Source organism: Streptomyces sp. PL-29 (assembly GCF_058344425.1).
In genome coordinates, this window is the sequence record NZ_CP136996.1 from 2,005,923 (window position 1) to 2,021,191 (window position 15,269).

11 protein-coding genes are annotated in these 15,269 nt (G+C 72.4%); 8 read left to right on the top strand and 3 right to left on the bottom strand.

Features of this window, described 5'->3' with window-relative positions; translation table 11 throughout:
- Positions 1-38 precede the first annotated feature (38 nt).
- Both R4Z63_RS09130 and R4Z63_RS09135 read left to right on the top strand, forming a co-directional pair.
- Positions 39-1,277, top strand: coding sequence for a hypothetical protein (locus R4Z63_RS09130; RefSeq protein ID WP_384454965.1), 1,239 nt, complete (start codon positions 39-41; stop codon positions 1,275-1,277).
- Positions 1,278-1,339: 62 nt separating this feature from the next.
- The gene (locus tag R4Z63_RS09135) at positions 1,340-3,094 is read left to right on the top strand and encodes an NAD+ synthase (protein ID WP_037927258.1); all 1,755 of its coding nucleotides are present in this window, start codon (positions 1,340-1,342) and stop codon (positions 3,092-3,094) included.
- 75 nt (positions 3,095-3,169) lie between these two features.
- On the opposite strand, the gene R4Z63_RS09140 is transcribed toward R4Z63_RS09135, so the two are convergent.
- Positions 3,170-4,198, bottom strand: a complete 1,029-nt coding sequence (locus R4Z63_RS09140; RefSeq protein ID WP_037927262.1) for an endonuclease/exonuclease/phosphatase family protein — start codon at positions 4,196-4,198, stop codon at positions 3,170-3,172.
- A gap of 288 nt (positions 4,199-4,486) precedes the next feature.
- On the opposite strand from R4Z63_RS09140, the gene panB reads away from it, so the two are divergent.
- From panB to R4Z63_RS09155, 3 genes are all read left to right on the top strand, one after another.
- On the top strand, positions 4,487-5,356 hold the full coding sequence (gene panB, locus R4Z63_RS09145) for a 3-methyl-2-oxobutanoate hydroxymethyltransferase (RefSeq protein ID WP_037927265.1): 870 nt from the start codon (positions 4,487-4,489) through the stop codon (positions 5,354-5,356).
- A gap of 137 nt (positions 5,357-5,493) precedes the next feature.
- A complete protein-coding gene (locus R4Z63_RS09150; RefSeq protein WP_370466550.1) occupies positions 5,494-6,516 on the top strand; it encodes an ATP-binding cassette domain-containing protein in 1,023 nt (340 codons plus the stop codon).
- The gene (locus R4Z63_RS09155) at positions 6,513-7,364 is read left to right on the top strand and encodes an ABC transporter permease (RefSeq protein WP_037927268.1); all 852 of its coding nucleotides are present in this window, start codon (positions 6,513-6,515) and stop codon (positions 7,362-7,364) included. The genes R4Z63_RS09150 and R4Z63_RS09155 overlap by 4 nt, the downstream gene beginning before the upstream one ends.
- A 56-nt stretch (positions 7,365-7,420) precedes the next feature.
- Here the strand turns inward: R4Z63_RS09155 and R4Z63_RS09160 are convergent, their stop codons facing one another.
- On the bottom strand, positions 7,421-10,951 hold the full coding sequence (locus tag R4Z63_RS09160; RefSeq protein ID WP_384682623.1) for an AfsR/SARP family transcriptional regulator: 3,531 nt from the start codon (positions 10,949-10,951) through the stop codon (positions 7,421-7,423).
- Between the two features lie 22 nt (positions 10,952-10,973).
- Between R4Z63_RS09160 and R4Z63_RS09165 the strand changes: the two genes are divergently transcribed.
- Positions 10,974-11,774, top strand: a complete 801-nt coding sequence (locus R4Z63_RS09165) for a site-2 protease family protein (RefSeq protein ID WP_384452468.1) — start codon at positions 10,974-10,976, stop codon at positions 11,772-11,774.
- Between the two features lie 70 nt (positions 11,775-11,844).
- Positions 11,845-12,738 (top strand): S41 family peptidase, encoded by an 894-nt coding sequence (locus tag R4Z63_RS09170; RefSeq protein ID WP_384452465.1) that lies wholly within the window; start codon positions 11,845-11,847, stop codon positions 12,736-12,738.
- A 4-nt stretch (positions 12,739-12,742) separates the two neighbouring features.
- Here the strand turns inward: R4Z63_RS09170 and R4Z63_RS09175 are convergent, their stop codons facing one another.
- Entirely contained in the window at positions 12,743-12,931 is a 189-nt protein-coding gene (locus R4Z63_RS09175; protein ID WP_037927275.1) for a hypothetical protein, read from the bottom strand.
- A gap of 241 nt (positions 12,932-13,172) precedes the next feature.
- Between R4Z63_RS09175 and R4Z63_RS09180 the strand changes: the two genes are divergently transcribed.
- The gene (locus tag R4Z63_RS09180; RefSeq protein WP_384452462.1) at positions 13,173-15,236 is read left to right on the top strand and encodes a TerD family protein; all 2,064 of its coding nucleotides are present in this window, start codon (positions 13,173-13,175) and stop codon (positions 15,234-15,236) included.
- The last annotated feature ends 33 nt before the right edge of the window (positions 15,237-15,269 follow it).

The window sequence follows — 15,269 nt, forward strand, 5'->3', positions numbered from 1 at the left end:
TGATCACGACAGCCGCGACAAAGGACGCTTCCGCCGGTATGACCACCCCGCCGAACCCGCCCAGCTCCCCCTCCGGCCCGCCGACGGAACCGGCGCGGACGCCCGATCCCGAGACGGCCCCGATACCGGCGGCCGCCCAGCCGCTCTCCCTCGACAAGGCCCCGGCCACCGACCAGCCCCCGGCCACGCCCGAGCCTGCCGCGGAACCGGCCCGGGAAGCCCCGGAGGCTGCGTCGGCCGCCGAGGCCCCCTGCGCTCCGGTGGCCCCGGAGGCTCCCGGCGCGCCCGCGGCGCCCGCGGCGCCCGCGGCGCCCGCGGCGCCCGCCGCCGAGGCTCCCCAGGCACCCGCCGCGGAACCGGCCCCGGCACCCGCGGCGTTCGCCCCGCCCACCCCCGTCCCGGCCCCGCCATTCGGCGCTCCCGGGGCTCCCGGCGGCCCCGCCGACCCGTGGGCGCAGCCCGTTCACGGCTACGGATCCGTCCCGTACGGCGGCTACCCGCAGGCCGTTCCGGCCACCAACGGCCTGGCCGTCGCCGCCCTGATCCTCGGCGGTTTCGCCATCGTCCTGGGCGTCGTGCCGTTCCTGTTCTGGCTCGGCGGCATCTGTGCCCTGACCGGCCTGGGCCTGGGCACCGGCGCCATCGTGCGCGCCAACAAGGGCGGCCCGAACAAATCCATGGCCGTCATCGGGACCGTCCTCGCCGGTCTGGGCATCGTCGCCTCGGTCGGCGGCGGCTTCCTGACCGTCTCCGTCGCCGAGCAGGCCGCCAGCCGCATCGAGGAGGGCATCGACGAGGACGACCTGGACCTGGACGGCCTGTACCCGAGCGGCGAGCCCTGGCCGTCCGCGTCGCCCTCCCAGGTTCCGGGCCTGACCAGCGCGCTGCCGTTCGGCGAGACCTTCACCCACTCCAACGGCATCAAGGTGAGCCTCTCGAAGCCCACGAAGTACGAGCCGAAGGGCATCATCGCCCGCGAGCAGGTCAAGAACGCGGTCCAGATCACCATCACCATCACCAACGGCTCGACCGCGCCGCACGAGGTGATCTACGCGGTGCCCGACGTCCGCGACGACAAGGGCATGACCGCGGAGATGGTCTTCGACATCGGCGGCGGCACCACCGTCCCGAAGATGGTCAAGGGAACCATCCTGCCGGGCGAATCCGCCAGCGGTGTGGTGGCGTTCGAGCTCCCCGAGGGCACCAGGAGCATCACCGCCGACATCGCCGCCGGAACCCTCCTCGACGACGTGAGGTTCGCCGGCCCCGTCGGCTGACGCGGCCTCGGGGAAGGCGGGGCCCAGGACATCGCGTCAGAAAGACGATTAGACTGGGCCCCGTGCCTCAACTACGCCTCGCTCTGAATCAGATCGACTCGCACGTCGGCGACATCGCCGCCAACGCCGACTCGGTCGTCCACTGGACCCGGCACTCCGCCGAGCAGGGCGCCCACCTGGTGGCGTTCCCGGAGATGGTGCTGACCGGGTACCCCGTCGAGGACCTCGCCCTGCGCGGCTCCTTCGTCGAGGCCTCCCGCGGCGCCCTGCACGCACTCGCGGAACGACTGGCCGACGAAGGGTTCGGTGAACTGCCCGTCGTCGTCGGCTACCTCGACCGGACCGAGAGGGCGACGCCCCGCCTCGGGCGCCCGGCAGGCTCCCCGGAGAACGCGGCGGCCGTCCTGCACCGCGGCCGGGTGGTGCTGCGCTTCGCCAAGCACCACCTGCCCAACTACGGCGTGTTCGACGAGTTCCGCTACTTCGTGCCGGGCGACACCCAGCCGGTGATCCGGGTGCGCGGCGTCGACGTGGCCCTGGCCATCTGCGAGGACCTCTGGCAGGAGGGCGGCCGGGTTCCGGCCACCCGGTCCGCCGGGGCCGGGCTGATGGTCTCGATCAACGCCTCCCCTTACGAGCGCAACAAGGACGACCTGCGCCTCGAACTGGTGCGCAAGCGCGCCCAGGAGGCCGGGTGCACCCTCGCCTACCTGGCGATGATCGGCGGCCAGGACGAGCTGGTCTTCGACGGCGACTCGATCGTCGTCGGCGCCGACGGAGAGGTCATCGCCCGCGCCCCGCAGTTCTCCGAGGGCTGCGTCCTGGTCGACCTCGATCTACCCGCCGCGCGCGCCGACGCCCCCGAGGGCCTGGTGGACGACGGCCTGCGCATCGACCGCGTCGTCCTGTCCGAGGATCCGGTGGAGCCGTACGAGCCGGTCGTGACCGGTGGCTACGCCGACCGGCTCGACGACGACGAGGAGGTCTACGACGCGCTGGTGGTGGGCCTGCGCGCGTACGTGAAGAAGAACGGATTCCGCTCCGTCCTGGTCGGACTCTCCGGAGGCATCGACTCCGCGCTCGTCGCCGCGCTGGCCTGCGACGCCGTCGGCGCGCAGAACGTGTACGGCGTCTCGATGCCCTCGAAGTACTCCTCGGACCACTCCCGGGGCGACGCGGCCGACCTGGCCGAGCGCACCGGCCTGAACTTCCGCACCGTGCCGATCGAGCCGATGTTCGACGCCTACATGGACTCGCTGGGCCTGACCGGCCTGGCCGAGGAGAACCTGCAGTCCAGGCTGCGCGGCACCCTGCTGATGGCCGTCTCGAACCAGGAGGGCCACATCGTGCTGGCCCCCGGCAACAAGTCGGAGCTGGCCGTCGGCTACTCCACCTTGTACGGCGACTCGGTCGGCGCCTACGGCCCGATCAAGGACCTCTACAAGAGCGACGTCTTCCGGCTCGCCCGCTACCGCAACCGGGCCGCGGCCGAGCGCGGCGAGACTCCGCCGATCCCGGAGAACTCGATCGTGAAGCCGCCGAGCGCCGAGCTGCGTCCGGGGCAGGTGGACACCGATTCGCTGCCGGACTACCCGGTACTCGACGCGATCCTCGCCCTGTACGTGGACCGGGACCAGGGTCTGGAGGAGATCGTGGCCTCCGGCTTCGACGCCGAGCTGGTCGCGAAGATCCTGCGGATGGTCGACACGGCCGAGTACAAGCGCCGCCAGTACCCGCCGGGCACGAAGATCTCCGCGAAGGGCTTCGGCAAGGACCGCCGGCTGCCGATCACGAACGGCTGGCGCGAGCGGGCGTAGGGGGCGCGGCGCCGCGGGCGGGGCCCCGGACCGGCGCCCGCCGGCGGGACCCCGCGCGCCGCCGTGCCCGCGCCGCTACGTGCCGACCGTCAGCCGCGCGGCGACCGGCAGGTGGTCGCTCCCCGTGCGGGGCAGGGTCCAGGAGGCCTCGGGCCGGATCCCGCGGACCAGGATCTGGTCGATGCGGGCCATCGGGAACTGTGCCGGCCAGCTGAAGCCGAAGCCGTCGCCCGCCGCGCCCTGGGTGGAGCGCATCTGCGAGGTGACCTCGGACAGCGCGCGGTCGTTCATGGTGCCGTTCAGGTCGCCGAGGAGGACGACCTTCTTCAGGGGTTCGGCGGCGAGTGCGGCGCCCAGCGCGTCGGCGCTGTTGTCGCGCTGGTTGGCGGTGAAGCCCGCGTTCAGCTTGACGCGGACCGAGGGGAGGTGGGCGACGAACGCCGCGACCTCGCCCTGCGGGGTGGCCACGGTGGCCCGCATGGCCCGCGTCCAGCCCATCCGGATGTCCACGGGCGCGCTGCCGCTCAGTGGGTACTTGCTCCACAGGCCGACCGTGCCCTCGACCGCGTGGTACTTGTACGTGCCCGCCAGGGCCTTCTCGTAGACGGGGACGACGCTGCCCTTGAGCTCGGTGAGGGCCAGGACGTCGGCCCCGGAGCGGGCGACCGAGGCGGCGGTGCCGCCCGGGTCGGGATTGTCGGCGTCGACGTTGTGGGTGGCGACGACGAGGTCGCCGCCGGTGCCGGACTTGTCGAAGACCAGGCCGCCAAAAAGATTCAGCCAGACCACGGCGGGCAGCAGGGCCGCGACCAGAGCGGTCGCCGACCGGCGGAAGAACGCGCCCCCCAGCAGAAACGGAACCGCCAGGCCCAGCCACGGCAGGAACGTCTCGGTGAGGCTGCCGAGGTTGCCCACGTCGTTGGGCAGCTCGGCATGGAAGATCATGACCAGTGACAGCAGCACGGCGATCGCGGCGAGGACCCGTCCACGCCGCCAGATCCCCGGATCCCTGCTCAGACCGGCCAGCCGGCGCCGGAAACGGGACCCGGAGGGCTCGCGCTCCGAGCCGCCGCTCCCCGGTTCCGTCCTGTACGCCTGTGCCATGCCGCTGCCCTCACTGCCGTGCTCGCGCTCCGTCCCCGCCTCCTGACCCTAGGCGATGAAGCGGAGCCTTCCGTGCCGTACATCACGACCGTTCGTCGCGGTCGCACGTCCGGAAGGACGAACGGCCGTACGCAGCGGGTTCCGCTTGTCACGAAACGCGCACATTGGCGTGCCCGGCGTGGCGTGCCCGGCGCACCACTTCCGCCCACGGCCCCGGGGATGCCACCATGGTGGGTGAGTCCGGGGACACCGTGAGGGTGCCTCGAGATGACACAAGGAGCAGTTGCAATGACGCATGCCGTTTCGCCTGCCCGCGAACCCGCAGCCGCGGCCTCCCCCACCCTGTACGGAGGCACGGGCACCCGGCGCATCACCGTCCGCGACCTGACCCTCGCCAAGGAACGCGGCGAGAAGTGGCCCATGCTCACCGCCTACGACGCGATGACCGCGTCCGTCTTCGACGAGTCCGGCATCCCGGTCATCCTCGTCGGCGACTCGATGGGCAATTGCCACCTCGGCTTCGACTCCACCGTCCCGGTGACGATGGACCACATGACCATGCTCTCGGCGGCCGTCGTACGCGGCACCAGCCGCGCGCTGGTCATCGGCGACATGCCGTTCGGCTCGTACCAGGAGGGCGCCGTGCAGGCGCTCCGCAGCGCGACCCGCCTGGTCAAGGAGGCCGGAGTGGGCGCCGTGAAGCTGGAGGGCGGCGAGCGTTCGCTGGCCCAGACGGAGCTGATCGTGCAGTCGGGTATCCCCGTCATGTCCCACCTGGGCCTGACCCCGCAGTCGGTCAACGCCATGGGCTACCGGGTGCAGGGCCGCGGCGACGAAGCCGCGCACCAGCTGCTGCGCGACGCGAAGGCGGCGCAGGACGCGGGTGCGTTCGCGGTGGTGCTGGAGCTCGTTCCGGCCGAACTGGCCGCCGAGGTCACCCGGTCCCTGCACATCCCGACGGTCGGTATCGGCGCGGGCGCGGAGTGCGACGCCCAGGTCCTGGTGTGGACCGACATGATGGGCCTGACCGGCGGGAGGATGCCGAAGTTCGTCAAGCAGTACGCGAAGCTCCGCGAAACCATGACGGACGCGGCGAAGGCCTTCGCCGAGGACGTCGTCGGCGGGGCGTTCCCGCAGGAGCAGCACGCCTTCCACTGACCCGGACGCGCCCGCTGACGTGAGGTGACCCGCTCCGGCAGCCCGCCGACCGCCTACCGGCGCGTCGGCGGGCTGTCGTATGTCTGTCGTACCTTTGTCGGTCGCCTGTCGGTGCTTTGTCAGTGGCCCCTGGTCCCATGGTGGGCATGACGCGAAACGACAAGAACCCCAACGCCGTGGAGGTGCGGGGGCTGGTCAAGCACTACGGCGAGACCAGGGCCCTCGACGGTGTCGACCTCGATGTCCGTGAGGGCACGGTCCTCGGAGTCCTCGGCCCGAACGGCGCCGGCAAGACCACGCTGGTGCGCTGCCTGTCCACCCTCATCGTCCCGGACGCCGGGACGGCGACCGTCGCCGGCTTCGACGTGGTCCGACAGCCCCGGCAGCTGCGCCGCACCATCGGCCTGACCGGCCAGTACGCCTCGGTCGACGAGAAGCTCTCCGGCTGGGAGAACCTCTACATGATCGGGCGGCTGCTCGACCTCTCCCGCAAGGAAGCCCGCCTGCGCGCGGACGAGATGCTGGAGCGCTTCTCCCTGACCGAGGCGGCGAAGAAGGCCGCCATGCACTACTCCGGCGGCATGCGGCGCCGGCTCGACCTGGCCGCCTCGCTGATCGGCCGGCCGGCCGTGATCTACCTGGACGAGCCGACCACCGGTCTCGACCCGCGCACCCGCAACGAGGTGTGGGACGAGGTCCAGTCCCTGGTCGCGGAAGGCGCCACGGTGCTGCTCACCACGCAGTACATGGAGGAGGCCGAGCAGCTCGCGAGCGAGCTGACCGTCATCGACCGCGGCAAGGTCATAGCCAACGGCAAGGTAGACGAGCTGAAGGCACGCGTCGGCGGCCGCACCCTGAAGATCCGTCCCGTGTCCTCCTCCGACCTGCCGGGCATGGCCCGCTCGCTGGCCGAGGCCGGACTGGACGGCGTGGCCGGCTCCCAGGCCGTGCCGGACGAGGGGGTGCTCCTCGTCCCGATCCTGAGCGACGAGCAGCTGACGGCCGTGGTCGGCCTGCTGGCCGCCCGCGGGTACGCGATCGCCGACCTCGGCACCTACCTGCCCAGCCTCGACGAGGTGTTCCTGGCCATCACCGGCCAGAAGCCCACGTTCACCGAGGACCGCGTCACCACCGACACGACCGAGGAGGTCGCGGCATGAGCGCCGCCACCACGACGAAGCCGGCTCCCACCGCCCCCGGTCCGGCCCGGGCGTTGGCCGGGCACGGCGAGGGACGGATCGGCCTACGGGCCAACCTGCGGCACATCGGCGCCCTGGTGCGCCGCAACGCCCTGCAGATCAAGCAGGACCCTGAGTCGATGTTCGACGTCCTGTTCATGCCGATCATCTTCACGCTGCTGTTCGTGTTCGTCTTCGGCGGCGCGATCTCCGGCAAGGGCAACCAGGCCGACTACGTGAACTACGTGGTCCCCGGCCTGATGGCCATGATGGGCATGAACATCGCGATGGCGGTGGGGACCGGGGTCAACGACGACTTCAAGAAGGGCGTGATGGACCGCTTCCGGTCCATGCCGATCGCCCGGTCGTCCGTGCTCCTCGCCAAGATCGTCGTCGAGCTCGGCCGGATGCTGGTGGCCATCACGATCCTGCTGGGCGTGGGCTTCCTACTCGGCCTGTCGATCAAGTCCTCGATGCTGGACCTGCTCCTCGCCGTCGGGCTGTCGGCCGTCTTCGGCAGCGCCCTGATGTGGATCTTCATCCTGCTCGGTCTCACCATGAAGACCGCCCAGGCCGTCCAGGGCATGGCGATGCTGGTCCTGATGCCGCTGCAGTTCGGCAGCTCGATCTTCGCCCCGCCGTCCACGATGCCGGGCTGGCTGCAGTCCTTCACGGACTACAACCCGCTGTCGAACCTGGCGGACGCCGCCCGCGCCCTGATCAACGGCACCCCCGTCGGCGACTCGGTGTGGATGACACTGCTCTGGTCGCTGGCCATCACGGCGGTCACCATGCCGCTCGCGGTCCGCAAGTTCCGCCAGAAGACCTGACCCGCGGCCGGCCTGCTCCGGATCGCGTCCCGGACGGGCCCCGGTCGGGGGACGGGTCAGACCAGGGCGGTGGCCTCCTCCAGCGTGAGGCCGCCGCCTTCGGCGTACGCCGCCCGGTAGGCCGTGTCGCCGAGCACCGACCGCGCCTGCTTCTCGGCGAAGGCGAAATCCTCGCGCTCGGTGGTCACGGGGAAGTGGTCGGGCGGCAGCAGGGCGTGATAGGCGCCGAGCAGCCGCGCGCCGTCGTACTCCCGCTGCGGTCCGCCGGGCGACACCAGCGAGACGGCGGCCGTCAGGAGGAACGTCGCGGGCAGGTGCGGGGCGACCATCAGCGCCAGCGGATGCAGGAAGGCGGACGTGGCGTCGCGAATCCCCTGCAGGGCGTCCTCGAAACAGCCGTCCTGGTTGTCCAGCCAAGCCGTCGTGGCGAGCAGGAAGACGTTGAAGACGGCGTACGCGCCGAAGGCGAACTCCTCGCGCAGCACCTGGATCTGGACGCGGGCCTCGGGGATCCGGCCGGTGCGGCCGAGGATGCCCGCGAGGAACATCCGGGCGGCGGGCATCGCCTCGCTGCCGGACTGCTGCACCGAGGTGGTGATGTCGGTCAGGATCCGCTCCGCCTCCGCGATCTCGGCGTTCTCGGTGAGCACGCCGGCCATCCGCACACGCAACACCGTCACCTGCGCCTTCGCGCCGAGACGTTCGGCGTAGGCGATCGCCTCGCGGTAGTCGCGGGCGGCCAGGGCGTACTCGCCCCGCCGCTCGCGGGACTCCGCGCGGGCGGAGAGCGCCTCCGCGCAGCCCCAGTCGTCACCGAGGTCCCGGAACAGCTCCAGGCTCTCGTCCGCGTCGCGGGAGGCGTCGCCCGCCCAGTCGGCGCGGTTGGCGAGGATGTTGGCGCGCAACTGGAGGGCGGATGCGAGCTCCCAGTTCCAGCCGAGCGTGCGGGCGGTGGCCACGGTCGCGTCGACGACCTGCTTGAGCAGCTCGGCATTGCCCGCGATCATGACGGCGTAGATCCACAGGGAGCCCGGCATGCGGCAGGTCTGCGGGAGCCCGGGCCGGTACGCGGCGATCACCCCGTCGATCAGCGACCGGACCTCGGGATCGTCCCAGTCCTTGCTGGTCTGGTCCCGGGCCACCAGCCGGAGCAGGTGCAGGGCGCGCCAGGCCTCGGTGAGCACCTCTCTGCCGTAGGGCGGCGGCGAGTCCACGAGCTGCCCGTACACCGGCTCCGCGGGGACGACGGGCGCCGCGAACGGGTTGGGGCCGAGCGCCGCGACCGCTTCCGCCCAGTGCCGGGACTCGGCGCGCTGGTCGTGCAGGTGCCAGTACCAGCCCAGGGAGTGGACGAGGCAGAGCGCCTCGTCCACGTCGCGGGTGGCGACGGCCCGGCGCAGCGCCGTACGGAGGTTCTCGTACTCGGTGGCGAGCCGCTCGGCCGCCTCGCGCTGGCGGTGGCCGCGGAGCAGGGGCTCGCTGGTCCGGGCGAGCTCGCGGTAGTGGACGAGGTGGCGGCCGGTGGTCTCCTCCCGTTCGTCGTCGGCCTCGGCGAGGCGCTCCGCGGCGTATTCGCCGACCGTCTCCAGGAGTCGGTAGCGCATGGCGGTGCCGTCGGGGGCGGGGGCGGCGACCACGAGGGACTTGTCGACGAGGGAGCCGAGGGTGTCGGCGACGTCCGCGACGCCGTCCCCGGCCGGATCGGAGCAGACGGCCTCGGCGGCAGCGAGGTCACAGCCGCCCGCGAAGACCGACAGCCGGCGCAGGACCGTGCGCTCGGCCTCGTCCAGCAGGTCCCAAGACCAGTCGACGACCGCACGCAGGGTCTGCTGACGCGGCAGGACCGTACGGGAACCACCGGTCAACAGCCGGAACCGATCGTCCAACCGATCCGCGATCTGCCGCGGGGTCAACAGCCGCAGCCGCGCCGCCGCCAACTCAATCGCCAACGGCAGCCCATCGAGACGACGGCAGATCTCCGCAGCGGCGACCGGATCCTCCTCCACCGCAAACCCGGCACGGGCCGCCGCCCCACGGTCGCCCAGCAGCCGCAGCGCAATCGGGTCGGGCAGCGGTTCCACCGGACGGACCATCTCCCCGGGCACACCGAGGGGTTCGCGACTGGTGGCCAAGACCTGAACACCAGGGCACTGCGTAAGGAGGCGTTCAGCAAGCGCCGCAGCAGCTTCGACAACGTGCTCACAGTTGTCCAACACCAGCAGCAGACGGCGGTGCGCACAGTGCTCGACGAGCCGGTCGAGGGGGTCGTCGCCGCGATCGGTCAGCGCCCGCAGTTCCTCGGCGGCGGCGCCGCGCAGCGTGGTCTCCCGTGCGCCGACGGCGGTCAGGGTGGCCTCGGCGACGTCCTCGGGGTCGTCGACGGGGGCCAGCTCGACGAGCCACACGCCGTCGTGCCATCCGCCGCGCGGCTCGTGCGCCTCGGCAGCCTCCTGCGAGAGCCGGGTCTTGCCGGCGCCGCCGGGCCCGAGGAGCGTGACGAGCCGGGCCCGCGCAAGATCGTCGCCGATGACGCGGATGTCGTCCTCCCGGCCGACGAAGGTGGTCAGCCGGGCCCGCAGGTTGCCGGTGCCCCGAACGGGCGGAGCGGGGGTGGCGGTGGGCGCGGGCGGGACGGCGGCCCCGGGCCGGGCCGGGTCCGCAGCCGTGACCGCAGCACCGCCCGGGGCGTGAACCGCAGCCGTGACCCGGAGCTGGGGCGGGGCCGGGGTGCCGTACGGGGCCGGGGCGTGGGGCGGGTGCTCGGCGCCGGCCGGGGGCGAGGACCTCGGAACGGCGGCCGCGGGCCCGGTGCCCGGACCGGATTCCGCAGGCGCCAGGAGTTCGGCGTGCAGGGCGCGCAGGGCCGGGCCGGGGTCCGTGCCGAGCCGTTCGGCAAGATCGCGGCGGACCTCGTCGTAGGCGGACAGGGCCTCCGCCGGGCGGCCCGCGTCGCGCAGGGCCCGGATCCGCAGCGCCTGCAGCGGCTCGTCCAGCGGCTGCCGTGCGCACAGCGCGGTCAGCTCCGGCAGGGAGCGCTCGGCCTCGCCGAGGGCCAGGGCCGCCGCGAGCCGGCCCCGGCGCGCGTCCATCCGTACGGCGTCCCAGCGCGCGGCTTCCACGGCCGGATCGGGCAGGTCCACGAGGGCGGGTCCGCGCCACAGGGCGAGGGCCTCCTCGTACGAGGCGGCGGCCTCGGCCGGATCCCGCGCCTCGGCGCCGGCCCGGACCAGCGCTTCGAAGCGGTACAGGTCGACGTCCTCGCGCTCGGCGACCAGCCGGTAGCCGCCGTCGGCGGACAGCACGGCGGTGTGCCCCAGCGCCCGGCGCAGCCGGGCCACCAGGGCCTGCAGGGCGGCGACGGCGTCGGCCGGCGGATCGCCGTCCCACACCTGCTCGACCAGCAGCCGGGTCGGCACCACCCGTCCCGGGCGCAGCGCGAGCGCGGTCAGGAGCGCGCGCAGGCGGGCACCGCCGACGGCCACGGGGGTCCCGTCGTCGCGAAGGACCTGGGCGGGGCCGAGAATCGCATAGCGCACCGGCCCATTGTCCCCGGTGCCCGGCCCGGCCCCGAACCGTTTTCCCCGCATGGCCCGGGATAGGTTTCCCGGCATGGGTCATCAGGGCACGCGCCACGAGCGGCGGATCAGTTCGGTATTCCTCGGCGTCTTCGCCGTCATGGCGGTCACGGCCTGGGCGGTGTGGACGGGGTACTCGACCAGCACCGGCCTCGCCGTGTTCCTCTTCGTGACGTCGGCGTGGATCGTCTCGCTCTGCCTGCACGAGTACGCACACGCCCGGACCGCCCTGCACGGCGGCGACCTCACCGTCGGTGCCAAGGGCTACCTGACGCTGGACCCGCTCAAGTACAGCCACCCGCTGCTCAGCATCGTCCTGCCGGTGGTCTTCGTGATCCTGGGCGGGATCGGTCTGCCGGGCGGCGCGGTCTTCATCGAGCGCGACCGGATCCGGGGGCGCGGAAAGCACAGTCTGATCTCGGCGGCCGGACCGCTGACGAACGTGGCCTTCGCCGTCGTCTGCACGGCCCCGTTCTGGCTGGGCGCCCTGGACGGGGTACCGCCGGCCTTCCGCTACGCGCTCGCTTTCCTTGCGATGCTCCAGGTGACGGCGGCGATCCTGAACTTCCTGCCGGTGCCGGGCCTCGACGGCTACGGGGTGATCGAGCCGTGGCTGTCGTACCGGGTGCGGCGCGAGATGGCGCCGCTGGCGCCGTTCGGCCTGATCGCCGTCTTTGCGCTGCTGTGGATCCCGCAGGTCAACGTCGTCTTCTTCGACACGGTGGACGGCGTGCTGTCGGCGTTGGGCGTGTCGGACCTGGAGACGTACTGCGGCCGGGAGCTGTACCGCTTCTGGCAGGAGGGCAGCGGCATCTGCGCGGTCCCGCAGGACTAGCCGCGCGGGCCGGACCGGCGGCGGAAAATCCTTTCACCGCCGGCCCGGCCGGCACCTAGCATGGCCCGCCGTGCAGACACACGACGAGATCATCGAGCGGGCCCTTGAGCGGATCGGCGCAGGGTACGTGTTCCCCGAGAAGGCCGTGGACGTCGACGCCGCGATCCGGCGCCGACTGGCGGCCGGCGAGTACGACGGCTTGGACGAACGGGCCTTGTGCGAGGCGGTCACGGCGCACATCCAGGAGGTGTGCCCGGACGAGCACCTGCGGCTGCTGTGGGTCGAGGAGCCTCAGTCGCTGGAACCGCAGGACCAGGACGCCGGAAAGGCCGCGTTCCTCGCGGCGCTGCGGGCCGAGAACCACGGTGTGCGGCGCGTCGAGCGGCTGGACGGCGGCGTCACCCTGGTCGACCTCGGCCTGATAGCGACGGCCGACGAGGGCGCCGCCGTGATCGGCGCCGCCATGCAGCTGGCCGCCCACGGCTCCGCGCTCGTCCTGGACCTGCGCGCATGCCGCGGCGGCTCACCCGAGGGGGCCGCGATGTGGTGCAGCTACTTCTTCCCCGACGACCAGGTGCACCTGAACGACATCTACGAGCGCGCCACCGGTACCACCCGCCAGTACTGGACGCTGGCGCACCTGCCCGCGCCTCGCTTCCTCGACCGCCCGGTGTACGTGCTGACCAGCGCGTACACCTTCTCCGGGGGCGAGGACATCGCCTACACCCTCCAGGCGCACGGCCGCGCCGTGCTCGTCGGGGAGACCACGCGGGGCGGCGCGCACCCGACGGAGCGGCACACGCTGGGCGAGCACGTCCTGGTGGCGGTGCCGACCGCCCGGACGATCAACACGGTGACGGGCGGCAACTGGGAGGGCGTCGGCGTCGTCCCCGACGTCCCGGTTCCGGCGGATCAGGCGCTCGATACGGCCCTGGCGGCCGCCCGAGCGGCCGCCGGGTGCTGACGGCTCAGACGTTGCGCGCGGTGGCGGCCTTCTCGGCCTTGGCCTTGCGCATGTAGTACCAGGCCATGTTGGACGTGAGGCCCGCCAGCAGCACCCACACGATCCCGAGGAAGCTGCCCTCCACGAAGGCGACGACCGCCGCGGCCACAGCAAGGACGCACACGACAACGGCGAAGACGGCAAGGCGGGGCATGGGAAGAGCTCCTCGGGGACACGGAAGGCGGTAGAGCCCCTCCAGTGTCCCCCATGCCCCGCAGTGCTGCCGTAAGGGCCGCGCGCAGCGGCTTCCGATACATTTCCGGCTTTGCCTGACCCCCTCTCCCCCGCAGCGTTAGCGTTCGCCCGTGACGCGCCGCATCCGGAGCGCGAAAGAAAGAACAGCCCGGCCGCGCCGCCCGCGACGGCTGCCGCCGGGCAGGTGGGGGGGATGCCGCATGCAGGAGATCTCAAAGGGCGCGAACGTCAGCCTGGCCGGGCTCAGCGAGGACGCCGGCTCGGTGGTCGTCAGCCTGAGCTGGACCAGTGCCTCGGGGGCCGGTGACGCCGATGTCTCCGTGCTGCTCCTGGACGAGAACGGCAAGGTCCGCAGCGAGAACGACTTCTACTTCTACAACAACCCCGCGGCGGCCGACGGAAGCGTGCAGCTCCTCGGCAAGACCCCGACCGACCACGGCGACGAGGACCGCATCAGCGTGGACCTGACCGCGGTCCCGGAAGACGTCGCACGGATCGTGGTGGCGGCGAGCCAGTACGGCGGCGCCAGGTTCGGGGACCTGGACGACCTGCGGATGACGGTCGCGGACCGGTCCGGCGAAGCCCTCGTCGGATTCTCCATCGAGGGCGCGGGCGCGGAGACGGCCTTCATCTTCGGTGAGCTCTACCGACGGGGCGGGGAGTGGAAGTTCCGTGCCGTGGGGCAGGGTTACGAGACCGGCCTGGCCGGTCTCGCCACGGACTTCGGCATCGACGTCGACGGGGAGGCCGACGAACCGGAGGCCGCGGAGGCTCCCGCCGCTGCGGAGCAGTCCGGTGTGTCCGGAGCTCCCGCGCAGGCGGCAGCACCTGGCACCGGCGCTCCGGTCCCGGCGGGTGCACCGGCCGATACGGCAGGCGCACCCGCACCGCCCGCCGCGGGGGAGCCCGCTCCCGGCGCCTCCCCCGTACCGACCCAGTCGCGGGGCCGCAGCCCCCGTACGACGCGGAAGAAGGTCACCCTCCCCAGGGTGGCCAAGAAGTCGCTCGCCGAGAACGACTCCTGGCGTACCGCCCGGCTGTTCCCGGTCCCGTCCCTCAAGAGCGACAAGGAGCGCGAGGTGCGGGCCACCTCCGTCCTGCTGTCGGTGATGGCCCAGGTCCCGGAGTTCGGACGCCGCCTCACCGCGGCGTTCGGTGCGCCCGCCGGTCGCATGCAGACGTTCACCGAGGTGCCACTGCCCCATGGTGACGCCCCGAAGCGCCCTGACGGAGTCATCAGGGTGGAGCGGGCCGGAAAGCTGTGGACCGCGTTGGTGGAGACGAAGACGAACGGCAATCCGCTCAAGGCCGAACAGGTCCAGCAGTACATGGACATCGCGGCGCGCCGCGGCTACGAGGCCGTGATCACGCTCTCCAACGACGTGGCCCTCGAAGGGGCCCCCATGGTGGATGTCAAGATCGACGGACGGCGCAAGCACAAGGTCAGCCTGTGGCACCTGTCGTGGGCCGAAGTCGCCCACCAGGCGCAGATGCTGATCCGCCACGAAGGGGTCGGCAATGCGGCCCACGCCTGGCTCCTGCAGGAACTCCTGGAGTACTTGCAGCACGAGCACTCCGGTTGCCACGGGTTCCAGAACATGGGTCCCGCATGGGTGCCGGTGCGCAACGGCATCGACGACGAGACCATCGGCATCGGCGACGTCCGCGCCGTCGACGTGGTGGAGAGCTGGGAGCGCCTCATCCGCCAGGTGTGCCTGCGCCTCGGCGGGGAACTCGGGCAGAAGGCCCTGCCGGTCCAGCGGGCCCGGCGCAGCAGCGATCCGCGGGCGAGGCGCGAGGCGGCCGCCCGGACGCTGTGCGCCGAGGGCCGGCTCGCCGCCGAACTGCGCATCGACGGGACGCGCTCGGTCATCGGAGTCGTCGCCGATCTGCGCACGATGAAGGTGCGCACCTCCGTGGACGTCCCGGCCGCCGAGGGGGCCTATCCGCTGGCGGCGGCGAAACGGCTGATCCGCATGCTCGCCGAGGCGCCGGCGGATCTGCACGTGCAGAGTCTGGTGGAGGGCGAGAACGGGCCGCGCGGCACTCTGGAGCGCCTGCGGCCCGAGCCGGGTGATCTGCTGCCGCAGGACGGCGCCGCGATCGCAGGCTTCCGTCTGACCCTCATCAAGGGGATGGGCAACAGCCGCGGCAACACCGAGTCGGGTTTCATCCGAAGCGTCGACGACGCCGTCGACCGCTTCTACCACGGGGTGGTGGCCCACCTGGGCGCCGTCGAGGCCCGTACCGCCCGGCGGGGCTGAGCACGGCACGCGCCCGGCGGTCCGGTCCAGTCC

Coding starts and splice junctions, on each gene's coding strand:
- R4Z63_RS09130 (WP_384454965.1), top strand. CDS start 39: ATGACCACCCCGCCGAACCCGCCCAGCTCCCCCTCCGGCCCGCCGACG.
- R4Z63_RS09140 (WP_037927262.1), bottom strand. CDS start 4,198: ATGGCACAGGCGTACAGGACGGAACCGGGGAGCGGCGGCTCGGAGCGC.
- panB (WP_037927265.1), top strand. CDS start 4,487: ATGACGCATGCCGTTTCGCCTGCCCGCGAACCCGCAGCCGCGGCCTCC.
- R4Z63_RS09150 (WP_370466550.1), top strand. CDS start 5,494: ATGGTGGGCATGACGCGAAACGACAAGAACCCCAACGCCGTGGAGGTG.
- R4Z63_RS09155 (WP_037927268.1), top strand. CDS start 6,513: ATGAGCGCCGCCACCACGACGAAGCCGGCTCCCACCGCCCCCGGTCCG.
- R4Z63_RS09160 (WP_384682623.1), bottom strand. CDS start 10,951: ATGCGGGGAAAACGGTTCGGGGCCGGGCCGGGCACCGGGGACAATGGG.
- R4Z63_RS09165 (WP_384452468.1), top strand. CDS start 10,974: ATGGGTCATCAGGGCACGCGCCACGAGCGGCGGATCAGTTCGGTATTC.
- R4Z63_RS09175 (WP_037927275.1), bottom strand. CDS start 12,931: ATGCCCCGCCTTGCCGTCTTCGCCGTTGTCGTGTGCGTCCTTGCTGTG.
- R4Z63_RS09180 (WP_384452462.1), top strand. CDS start 13,173: ATGCAGGAGATCTCAAAGGGCGCGAACGTCAGCCTGGCCGGGCTCAGC.